Annotated in this window: 7 protein-coding genes; 3 read left to right on the plus strand and 4 right to left on the minus strand. The window is 58.4% G+C overall.

Annotation, left to right across the window (positions count from 1 at the left end; genetic code table 11):
- Position 1: 1 nt before the first annotated feature.
- Entirely contained in the window at positions 2-316 is a 315-nt protein-coding gene (locus ACR0NJ_RS07525) for a hypothetical protein (RefSeq protein ID WP_480816512.1), read from the plus strand.
- A gap of 10 nt (positions 317-326) precedes the next feature.
- On the opposite strand, the gene ACR0NJ_RS07530 is transcribed toward ACR0NJ_RS07525, so the two are convergent.
- Positions 327-1,952, minus strand: a complete 1,626-nt coding sequence (locus ACR0NJ_RS07530) for an AMP-binding protein (RefSeq protein ID WP_480816513.1) — start codon at positions 1,950-1,952, stop codon at positions 327-329.
- A 288-nt stretch (positions 1,953-2,240) separates the two neighbouring features.
- Here ACR0NJ_RS07530 and ACR0NJ_RS07535 point away from each other — a divergent pair, with 288 nt between their 5' ends.
- On the plus strand, positions 2,241-3,140 hold the full coding sequence (locus ACR0NJ_RS07535; RefSeq protein WP_480816514.1) for a LysR family transcriptional regulator: 900 nt from the start codon (positions 2,241-2,243) through the stop codon (positions 3,138-3,140).
- Positions 3,141-3,186: 46 nt separating this feature from the next.
- Here ACR0NJ_RS07535 and ACR0NJ_RS07540 read toward each other — a convergent pair whose 3' ends face one another.
- The 3 genes from ACR0NJ_RS07540 to ACR0NJ_RS07550 form a co-directional block, all read right to left on the minus strand.
- Positions 3,187-4,170 carry a peptidoglycan-binding domain-containing protein gene (locus ACR0NJ_RS07540; protein WP_480816515.1) on the minus strand — a complete coding sequence of 328 codons (984 nt, stop codon included), beginning with the start codon at positions 4,168-4,170 and terminating at the stop codon, positions 3,187-3,189.
- 320 nt (positions 4,171-4,490) lie between these two features.
- Positions 4,491-5,108, minus strand: a complete 618-nt coding sequence (locus ACR0NJ_RS07545; RefSeq protein ID WP_480816516.1) for a response regulator transcription factor — start codon at positions 5,106-5,108, stop codon at positions 4,491-4,493.
- A complete protein-coding gene (locus ACR0NJ_RS07550; protein ID WP_480816517.1) occupies positions 5,105-7,492 on the minus strand; it encodes an ATP-binding protein in 2,388 nt (795 codons plus the stop codon). Before ACR0NJ_RS07550 ends, ACR0NJ_RS07545 begins: the two co-directional genes overlap by 4 nt.
- Positions 7,493-7,699: 207 nt before the next feature.
- On the opposite strand from ACR0NJ_RS07550, the gene ACR0NJ_RS07555 reads away from it, so the two are divergent.
- Entirely contained in the window at positions 7,700-8,662 is a 963-nt protein-coding gene (locus ACR0NJ_RS07555) for a TAXI family TRAP transporter solute-binding subunit (protein ID WP_480816518.1), read from the plus strand.
- Positions 8,663-8,821: the final 159 nt, after the last annotated feature.

The following is an 8,821-nucleotide window of genomic DNA, read 5'->3' on the forward strand; positions in this document are numbered from 1 at the left end:
AATGGCGTTTATATCCGAGATACATTACCGGACTGCTGATGTAGATATCAGCGACAGCACAACTCATGAATTTGTAGAAATCACTTTGGGGCCGGGTGACGACCCTGCCGATTTTGTTGTGTCCTTTTACGGTGGTGATGGCACGCTGATGGACAGGGCAGGGGATAACATTCAGGCGACGGGGGTGAGCGATGCCGAGGTTGCGCTGAGCGATCTTGTCGGCGTTCCGGACCCTGATAATCGCAGCTTCACAATCTACACAATCGCATTTGCAGTCGGTCAGAGACCTGGTCGCGCAAAAGTGCAGTTGGCGTGACTGAGCGGGCCTACTCCTTTGCGGATCTTGCGACATCGCGCAGTTGAAACTTTTGGATTTTGCCGGTCGAGGTTCTTGGCAGATCGGCAAAGACCACTGCCTTCGGTGTTTTGAAGCCGGCCAGGTTCTCACGGCAAAAACTGATGATCTCGGCCTCGCTGGCGTCATGATCGGGGCGCAGTTCGACGAAAGCACAGGGCACCTCGCCCCATTTGGGATCGGGCTTGGCGACGACCGCTGCCGCCTGTACAGCAGGGTGACGATACAGCACCGCCTCGACCTCGACCGACGAGATATTCTCGCCCCCGGAAATGATCACATCCTTCAGGCGGTCGCGGATCTGGATATAGCCGTCAGGCTGCATCACTGCAGCGTCACCGGACCAGAACCAGCCGTCCTTGAATGCCTTTTCGGTCGCCTCAGTATCTTTGTAATAGCCCTTCATTACTGTGTTGCCGCGAATGGCGATTTCACCCTGCGTTTCGCCGTCGCGCGGGACTTCTTTCCCGGTTTCGCTGTCCAGAACGGTGACATCTTCGACCATGGGAAATGCGATGCCTTGCTGGGCCTGCAGCTGGGCCTGCTCGGACGGGTGTTTCTCGTCCCACTCATCCTGCCAGAGGCATTGCGAGATATGGCCGTAGGTTTCGGTCAGGCCATAAACCTGCATGACATCCAACCCCATCGCCTTGGTCTTTTCCAGAACCGACGGGGGCGGGGGCGCACCGGCGGTCAAAACCCGGATCGGGGGGTCGAACGGGGCGGTCCTGGCCTCTTCGTGTTCGGCGATCATCTGCAAGATGATCGGTGCAGCGCCCAGATGGGTAACGCCATGGGTGCGGATGGCATCCAGAACCTTGTCCGCTGCCGGGGTGCGAGTGAAAACCTTGGCGCCACCCAGAATGGCCATCATCCAGGGATGGCCCCAGCCGTTGCAGTGGAACATGGGAACCACCGACAGGTAGACCGGATAATGCGGCATCTCCCACGCCGCCACGGTCCCCAACGCCATGAGGTATGCGCCGCGATGGTGATAGACTACGCCTTTGGGGCGGCCTGATGTGCCAGAGGTATAGTTCAGCGCTATAGCATCCCATTCGCTGGCCGGTGCATTGGAAAGGCCCGGACCAATCGGCGCGGTTGTGAGTTCCTCGTAATCCCGCCCACCCAGTGATTCAGAGACAGGCGCATTGGGGTCGTTGATTTCGACCACCGGGATGGACCGACCCAACTTCTGGAACGCCTGCGACAGCAGCGGGACAAACTCACGATCAACGATCACCAGTTTTGTGTCCGCATGATCCAGGATGTAAGCGATCGTCTCTGGTTCGAGGCGGGTGTTCAGAGTATTCAGAACCGCACGCGACAGAGGCACCGCAAAATGCAGTTCGAACAACTCGGGGATGTTCGGGCAAAGCACCGAAACCGTGTCGCCCTTTTCCAGCCCCAGCGCACCAAGACCGCTTGCGATGGCGCGGACGCGCGTGCCGACTTCAGCCCAGCTGCGTCGCAATTCCCCGTAGATTACCGCGACACGATCACCATGTATCGAATTGGCCCGAGACAGAAACGACAGTGGTGACAGCTGCACGAAGTTGGCTGCATTTTGTGTCAGCGCTTCATAATTTTTTTGCATGGCCTTTCCTCCCAAAACGACCAAATCACAGTTTCTTGGTTTGTCGACCAATTTTGCAGCGCAGACTTTTCAGGAAGAGACCTCAATGAGAAAATTGACGCCTGACACGACCTGCCCCAAACCCTTCGACGGTTGACTGCAGTGAGGCTGAGTAGGCCTCGGTCGTATCCGGATCATTAACGGCACATTGTGGTTTTTCTGCCTGATCAATTTCTGATTGGGGTTGTTTAATTTGAACGCTTCATCTGTAAAATGCGGAAAAATTTTGAGGGGGTATCGAATTTTTCGATGTCACGACGCACGCCGACGCTGAAGGGCCTTCGCGCCTTTGAAGAAGTTTACATCCTGGGAAATTTCACGCGTGCAGCCGACGCGTTGAATGTCCAGCAACCTGCGGTCAGCTATCAGATCAAGCAGCTAGAACGTGATCTGGGCACCAGTCTGTTCCTGCGCAAGAATGGCGGGCTTGAGCCAACGCCACCGGCGCATGACTTGTTCCAATCAGTCTCACGCGCTTTTGATAATATCCGCGAAACATCAGCCCGCATCCGACGCACCGATCAGAAACAAGTGTGGACAATTGCGACCTATGCAGGTGTCGGTACCCATTGGGTGTCGCCGCGCCTTGCCGCGTTGTCGGAACGGCTGAGCGTCCGGACGAAAGTTGTGACCCTGATCGCGGATGCCGATCTGTTCCGCGAAGGGGCGAATTGCTGGATCGCATTCGGCGATGGCAACTGGCCGGGGTTCGAATCGCGCCTGTTGATCAGCGAAAGGGTTTTCCCGGTCGCCTCGCCCAGCGTGGCCCGGCAGATCCTGAAACTGAAGGATCGCGTGGACGCGGCAGGAATTCCACTGATCGAGCAAGAAGACCCCGAAAACCGCTGGCTGGATTGGCAAGCCTGGCTGAGCAGCGGTACCGAAAACTGGATATTTACTGACAACCGGATCACCGTGAACGATCACGGCATGGCGTTACATCTTGCCTTGGCGGGTTCGGGGATCGCCTTGGGATGGGCCGGTGTCATCCAAGACCACCTGACCGCAGGTAGTCTGGTGAAGCTGTCCGTCCATGAGGCGACTTCGTCCAACGGCTACTGGTTGCTGGGACGCGAAGGGTTTTTTCAAACCGAAGAGGGTCGGGCAGTGTTTGATACGCTGAACGGAGAAGCCGAAACCACCGATTGACACTTGGCAGTAAGGGTTGTGGTCCAACAGGCGCGGCTGGCTGAATTCAGGATTTCGCCGCATAAAACGAGCATCGGTTTGAATCCCGGCCGCTCATTGTAAGCTTTTGATCAGCAATGGTTCCGACAACCTGAACACGCCCTAGAAGCAGGCCCCAATTGATGTCACCCGACATTTTGCGACCGTTCAAACGGCCCGAAAACTGCCCGCGAAATCCCTGCGATTGCTGAACGCGTCCGGTATATCTGTTTCCCCCGGCATGGCCGACATTCAGGACGCCGGTGATCGTGGTTCGTCCCAGCGCGCTGGAAGCCCCGCATTTCGTAGTAAACCGCCATGTTCCGGACAGGTTCGCGGGACCCAGTGCGATTGGCGGCGGCGGTGTATAAAGGCGCTCATTTTCCGGGTCGGCACGCCAAGTGTTCAACGCTGCCTCGGAAGTGGCCCGAAGACGCAGACGCTGATCGCCACTCAGATACCCGGTCGGATTGAGGCCCTGGCTTTGTTGCCAGGCTCTTAACGCGGCGCGTGTCCCGCGACCGGCGACACCATCGATCCCGTTGGGATCGTAACCCAGAACCAGCAGGCGCGCCTGTAGATCGCGAAAACCCTGTTTATCAAGCCCCAACAAAGCCTCGGTTTCCTCGGTTCCGGGCGACATCGGCAGAGGCGCAGTTGCAGACTGTCCCGAATGTAACGGCGGTAACTTGAGTTGCGCTGGTTGGTTCCTGATTGTCGTTGGCGCAAGCCCATTGCTGACGAGCCATCCATTCAGCGCAACTATATCGATCGCGCCAACCGGTTCGGCCGCCTGCACACTTACGGCCAGATCTGATGACGGATATTCATTTACGATCCGGTCTAGCAGGTTTTTCACCGCGATCAGCGAGGCAGGTGAACCGTTTGCGCGTACATAGATCCGTTCGGCCTCTGCCAACAGTGCCTCGGGGCTTTGTTGTGCCGCGGGATCAGAGGCAAACGTGAGTAAAAATGTTATCGTCAGTCCAAAACGATGCAGCCAGCCAACCATGCCAATACCTCATTAAACAATCACAATATGATGATTGGAGAGCTTGGCTTGGGAGTCAATGGCCCCTCAATGCTCCAATACGACAGCATGGGTAAGCTCGCGTCCTTGGATTAATCCGCCTTTGTTGCATCGCTGCGGCGGCCATTTTGGTAAAATACAAACTAGCCTAAACCGCAGGTGAAATCATCAGATGATTGCGTGTTAACGCGCCAACCAAATCGCCCTGTCGCGAACGTAAATCACCGTACCCATGCAGAAAACGGACGCCTTTTGGTTCAAGTAAATCCAAAACTTGAATTGCGGCACCATAGAGCCGGTGTTTATTGCATCTGCGCGAACAGTTCATAAAGCTCGATGGTGGTTTTCACTCCGACCTTCTGCTGAATGCGCCCGCGGTGGATTTCGACCGTGCGTGGGCTGATGCCCAGTTCGGCGGCGATTTCCTTGCTCGAAGTGCGGGCAGGGTGGGTCAGGATATGGTGCAGCACCTGTTCTTCCCGTTCGGTCAGCAGGCCACGTTTGTCCGCCAGTTCTTGCCGCCTGGCTTTTTCTGCGCGCAGTTGCGCGCCCAACGCCCACGCGGCCTCGATCCGTTCAATCAGAACAGCTAGGTCAAAGGGTTTTTCCAGGAAATCAATCGCACCGGCCTTGGTTGCTCGCACCGATTCAGGAATGCCGCCATGGCCTGAGATGAAAATAATCGGCAGAGTCGAGTCGTGGCGGACCAGATGATCCTGCAACTCCAACCCGTCCATCCCGGGCATCCCATAGTCGAGGATCAGACACCCCAAGGCGTCATGCCTGACCTCGTTCAGAAAGGCCTGGGCGTCGCCGAAATGCTCGACCCACATCCCGCGCTTGCTGAGCGACCGCGACAAGGCGATGCGCACATCGTCATCGTCATCGACAATATAGACGGTCAGCTGATCGGGGCTCATTCCTCGGTCTCCGGTCGGTCGCTGCGGCGCAACGTGAAACAGAAGCACGCACCCGAGGCGTTGGTCGCATCATGCCAGATGCTGCCGCCATTGGCTTTGACGATGGTCCGGCAGATCGACAGGCCTAGGCCCATACCATCGGACTTCTGAGTGTCGAAGGTGTTGAACAGCGTCACGTCCGCGGCAACGCCCGGCCCGTTGTCCTTGATCTGAACCTCGACGTGACTTTCGGCGGTTTGGGTGGTGATACTGATCCGAGCATCATCGCGCGGGTCACGGGACAGCGCGTCAATGGCGTTGCGCAACAGGTTGACAAGCACCTGCGCGATCTGCGTCCGGTTGCCAATAACCGGGGGCAGGGCGGTTTCATCATAAGCAAGTTTGATATCATGCACCCGGGCCTCGGCCTCCATCAGCGTGACGGTCTGCCGGATCAACCCGCCCAGTTCGAACGGGGTCTGCCGCCCGCGATCCTTGCGGACCACTTCGCGCAGGGCGCGGATGATGTCGCCGGCGCGGCGCGACTGGCGGTCAATATCGGTCAGGATCTGGCTCAGCTCGGGATCAGGATCGCCGATTTCCTCAAGCGTGATCTTGGCCGCGTCCACATTGTAGGAAATCGCGCTCAGCGGCTGGTTCAGCTCATGCGCCAGCCCCGAGGCCATCTCGCCCATCAGGTTCACCCGCGCCACATGTGACAGATCCCGGCTGAGGCGGCTGGCCTCGTCCTCGGCCTGTTTGCGGTCGCTGACATCGTCGACAATGGCAACCGCGTGGTCCGGCACGCCGTTCTCATCCCGGATCAGGATCGCATTCACCCGCAACCAGATGGTCGAGCCATCCTTGCGGACAAACGGGTTCTCGGCGATGAATTCCGAATCCTGCAACAGCGTTTCGCGGAACTTGACCGCGATCTGCTGGCCGTCATCGGGCAGCGTTTCTGCCAGCGTCATGGCCTCCAACTCACCGGGCTGATAGCCCATGATGTCGCAAAGCTGCTCGTTCACCCGCAGGAACCGGCCCGTTTCCGGCGAAATCTGCGCCATCCCGCGCGAGGCCAGATCGAAGGTGCGTCCATAGGCGGTCTCGAACCGCTGCCGTTGGCGGACCTCCTGCGCCAGCGCGGCCCCGGTATCTTCCAGCTCGCGATAGGGGCTGTGCAACCCTTCCTCGGGCGTGATTTCACCGCTTGAAACACGCCGGGTCTGGCTGGCGAAGCTGCGCACCGGGGCATAGATGCGATCGGCCAGTGCCAGACCTATGGCGCCGGTCAGGATGGCGATGGACAGCGCAATCCAGATGCCCTGCACCCGGTTCTTCTTGATCTCACCGATAAAGTTATCCTCGGCGGCGTAAAGCCCGATCAACCAGTTCAGACCGGGTTCCGAGACCTCGATCAGCATAGCGACGTAATCCTGCCCATCCAGTTCGAAATCCGTGTGAACCGGGCCGTCGATGCCCGCGTTGTCTTCTCGCACCAACGTGCCAAAGGCCTGACGCGCCAAAGCGTCATTGATCTGGTCGACCATCGGCAGTTCCGGATTGTCGAAATCCGCATCCTGATCGATCAGAACCAATGTCGGATGCGCCAGAACCGAGCCATCCTCGTTCAGCACCAGTGCCGCGCCACGCCGGTCCGACCAGATGTCCAGCAGGAAGCCCGACAGCGCATCGATCTGGATGTCGATGCCCAGAATCGCGCGGATTTCGCCCGTGTCGTCCAACACCGGCACGCCATAGGTGATCCCCGGTTGGCGGGTGGTGTAGAAGATATAGGGCTGCGTCCAGATCGGGGCTTTCGCGGCATCGACCATGGTGAACCACGGGCGGGTGCGGGCCTCATATGTGTCGGTCTGGGTCTCGGCGGTCTCCAATAGGGTGAAACGGTCGTTGCGCCACTGAAAATCCGCCGGGTGTTCGGTGATATCGGGCGCAAAGGGCGGGATGGTCTTGGTGCGGTAACGGCCGGGTTCCTCGGTGCGCATCACATAGACAAAACGCCCGGTTTCATCGGCCAGATAAATCCCGGCCAGCTGCGGGGCCACCTGCAATTGCTGAAAGAAATGACTTTCCAGCGCGGCGGTATCGTTGATGTCCAGCACATCGTTTTCCGCCAGCCGCCGCGTGGCATCCAGCACCTGCCGCGCCGGGTTCAGAAAGTTCTTAACCTGACCGATAACATTGACACTGACCTCGTTCAGCGAAATACGCGACTGCCGCAACAGCGCGTTTTCCGAACTGACAAAGGTCGACAGCGTGACCGACAGCACCGCGACAAACTGCAGCCCCGCCAGACACAGGGCCAGTGTCGCGCGCAGCGACCTGCGCCTGCGGGCGGGTTCGGCCTGATCCCGACGGAAATCCTGTTGCGCTGTGCTGTCCAATCTTCAATCCAGACCGTCTGTGCGGGTGGGCCGGGGCATCATGCCAGCCTCTCGACCCCCAAGCCTATACGTAATCTAACGTATAGACACGCGTTGTTTGGTTTCGCTTTCATCTTGGGCATCTGGGTGGCTGATTCCAAAACCGTGTTTTGGGTCAATCAGGCATTCCCATAAGGATCAAAAAAGACTGACAACAGGAGTGTCAAAGTGCTCAATAAATCTTCAATCACCGCCTTCGCGACCGCTGCTTTTCTAGCGCCTGCTGCGTATGCGGAGGAGTTTATCACGATTGGGACGGGTGGTGTAACGGGTGTTTACTATCCGACCGGTGGTGCGATTTGCCGTTTGGTGAACAAGGGCCGCAAGGAGCATGGGGTTCGGTGTTCTGTGGAATCGACCGGTGGGTCGGTTTACAACATCAACACCATTCGCGAGGGCGAGCTGGAGTTTGGTGTGGCGCAGTCGGACTGGCAGTATCATGCGTATAACGGCACCTCGAAGTTCGAAGACGCGGGCGCGTTCGAGAATCTGCGGGCGGTGTTCTCGGTGCATCCGGAACCCTTTACCGTTGTGGCGCGCGCGGATGCGGGGATTTCCAGCTTTGAGGACCTCAAGGGCAAGCGCGTGAACATCGGCAACCCCGGGTCCGGTCAGCGCGGCACGATGGATGTTGTGCTGGAAGCGATGGGCTGGACCATCGATGATTTCGAACTGGCCTCGGAACTGAAAGCGGCTGAACAGTCGGCGGCGCTGTGCGACAACCAGCTGGACGCGATGATCTACACCGTGGGTCACCCGTCGGGGTCTATTCAGGAAGCGACCACTGCGTGTGATTCCGTTCTGGTGAACGTGACCGGAGATGCGATCCAGGGTCTGATCGATGGCAACTCGTACTATCGCACCGCGACCATTCCGGGTGGCATGTATCGCGGCTCGGACGGGGATACCACGACCTTTGGTGTGGGCGCGACCTTCGTGACCTCGGCAGACGTGTCGGATGACGCGGTCTATGCAGTTGTCAGCTCGGTCTTTGAAAACTTCGACGACTTCAAAAAGCTGCACCCGGCATTTGCCAACCTGCAGCCGGAAGAGATGATTGCGGATGGCCTGTCGGCACCGCTGCATCCGGGTGCCGAGAAGTACTACAAGGAAAAAGGCTGGCTGCAGTAAGCCGGACCTGATGCGGGGCGCGCCTGTGATGGGCGCGCCCCTTTTGCACCCGGGGCAACCGGGGTGACGAATGAGGCCGAAACGGTCCGACAAGATCGCAGAGCGACGGGGAGACGCCAGATGAGTTCCGACACCCAATCCAACCGCCCGCTATCCGAA

Source organism: Ruegeria sp. F11 (genome assembly GCF_056533855.1).